The sequence below is a fragment of the Trichlorobacter sp. genome (assembly GCF_030247655.1).
Lineage (GTDB): Bacteria > Desulfobacterota > Desulfuromonadia > Geobacterales > Pseudopelobacteraceae > Trichlorobacter.
Window position 1 is genome coordinate 1 of the sequence record NZ_JAOTRZ010000316.1, and the last position, 2,338, is coordinate 2,338.

General features: G+C 53.0%; 3 protein-coding genes. All 3 read left to right on the forward strand.

The window, feature by feature from the left end; translation table 11 throughout:
- Positions 1 to 1,314 (forward strand): VC_2705 family sodium/solute symporter (locus OEL57_RS16185; protein WP_300741908.1); only part of this gene is annotated, 1,314 nt, incomplete at its 5' end.
- 141 nt (positions 1,315 to 1,455) lie between these two features.
- Positions 1,456 to 1,854, forward strand: coding sequence for a hypothetical protein (locus OEL57_RS16190; RefSeq protein WP_300741909.1), 399 nt, complete (start codon positions 1,456 to 1,458; stop codon positions 1,852 to 1,854).
- 30 nt (positions 1,855 to 1,884) lie between these two features.
- Positions 1,885 to 2,338, forward strand: a 454-nt coding sequence (gene nhaD / locus OEL57_RS16195; RefSeq protein WP_300741910.1) for a sodium:proton antiporter NhaD, incomplete at its 3' end; no start/stop codon positions are given.

Consider the following 2,338-nt stretch of genomic DNA (forward strand, 5'->3'; position numbering starts at 1 on the left):
ATGTTCGGCGGCATGAAGGGCATCACCTACACCCAGGTTGCCCAGTACTGCGTACTGATCCTGGCTTACACCGTACCGGCCGTATTCATTGCCTTCCAGCTGACCGGCAACCCGATCCCCCAGCTGGGCCTCGGTTCTGATCTGGTGGGTACCAACACCGCACTGCTTACCAAGCTGAACCAAGTGGTGAAAGACCTCGGTTTTGCCGAATACACCACATCCATGCCGGGTAGTAAACTGAACATGTTTGTCTACACCATCTCCCTGATGATCGGTACTGCTGGTCTGCCCCACGTTATTATCCGCTTTTTCACCGTACCTACGGTTGCCTCAGCCCGTTCTTCAGCTGGCTGGGCACTGGTCTTCATCGCCCTTCTGTACACCACGGCCCCGGCTGTGGCTGGTATGGCACGCTACAACCTGCATGCCACCATGACCCCGGCTGTTAAAACCGGTGCTGACATCTTTGCACCTGAAGGTTCCCTGGCCTATGCTGACAAGCCTGCCTGGGTAGGCCGTTGGGAAAAAACCGGCCTGTTGAAGTTTAAAGATCTGAACGGCGATGGCCGGATTCAGTACTACAACGACAAGTCCAAGAACGAAGCCTTTAAAGCAAAGGCAGCCGCTGCTGGTTGGAAAGGCAACGAGCTGACCGTAAACGCCGATATTATCGTGCTGGCAAACCCTGAAATAGCCCTGCTGCCCAACTGGGTTATCGCCCTGGTGGCTGCCGGTGGTATTGCAGCAGCACTCTCTACCGCAGCCGGTCTGTTGCTGGCCATCTCGGCCGCGTTCTCACACGACCTGATGAAAAACATCCTGATGCCTGACCTCTCCGAGAAGGGCGAGCTGATGTCTGGCAAGATCGCCATGATCTTCGCTATTATCGTGGCTGGCTGGCTGGGTCTTAACCCTCCGGGCTTTGCTGCCGGTACCGTGGCCCTGGCCTTTGGTATTGCCGCCAGCACCATCTTCCCGGTACTAATGATGGGTATCTTTAACAAGAAGATGAACAAGGAAGGTGCCATTGCCGGTATGCTGGCTGGTCTGTTCATCACCCTGTTCTACGTATTTGCCCACAAAGGTTTGTTCTTTATCAAGGGAACCGAGTTCCTGGGCCTGATCGGCGGCAAACCAAACCCATTCTTCGGGATCTCGCCGGAGGCCTTTGGTACCATTGGCGCACTGACCAACTTCCTGGTTGCATACATTGTCAGCAAAGTAACCCCGGCCTGCCCGGAGCATATCCAGCACCTGGTTGAAGATGTACGTACCCCCCGTGGCGCTGCCAAGGCTGTTGAAGGCGCTCACTAGAAGCATGCAGGATAGACTGATTGTTCAGTCGCTGTAACCACAAGCCCCGCCGGTTACCGGCGGGGCTTGTATGCACAAAGTTGTTGCCTGACCCCGCAAGGTCGTATACAAAAAACCATCTTACCTCTGGAGAGTGATGCAATGCGTATTGATTTGACAACCGCTTTGATCTGGATCCTGTACCTGGCTCTTTTTCCCATGGCCTACTACTGGTTTCGTCGTGCCTGGAAGATTTTTGTCAACAAGGATTACAGCGAGGTTGCCCTTAAAAGCGGGCTGCCGCCGGCCAATCCTGAAAAATTTGCAACCATCACCGGTGTTGTCAACATTCTGGCCGGGACTGCTGCAGTCTGGATTATTATCGGGGTTGCCCTGTATATCCCCACCGGCATTCTGATCGGCCCGTTTGATTCCTTTGATGGTTGGAACGCCTACGCCGGCACAACCATCTGGATGAAGCTGATCGTTGATTTTATCATCAAACGCCAGGCACACCCGATTGTCTGGGGCAAGAAGAAAAACACGACACCAACCTTGTAATCAATTACTACTGTCATCACGGAGGGAAATATGCTGTACCGATTGCTTGTTCCCGTTCTTGCAATACTCCTGCTCCCCATTCAGGTACTTGCCAGCGGTGGTGGCGGAGATATTCAGGACCTGACCCGAACCGGTCTGGGAATCTTGTCTGTAGTGCTGTTTGTATCAGCCTATGCACTTGTTATTATGGAAGAAAAACTGCATCTGCGTAAAAGCAAGCCGGTGATTGTGGCAGCCGGTGTTATTTGGATACTGGTGGCCTTAACCTATCAGGCCATGGGCAGACCGGATCATGCCCATGCAGCCATCATGCACAACCTGACCGAATATGCTGAATTGTTCCTGTTTCTGCTGGCTGCCATGACCTATATCAACGCATTAGAAGAACGTAATGCCTTTAAGGCGCTTCGCTCATGGCTGGTAAACAAAGGATTTACCCTACGAACAGTCTTCTGGTTGACCGGTCTGTTGGCCTTTATCATTT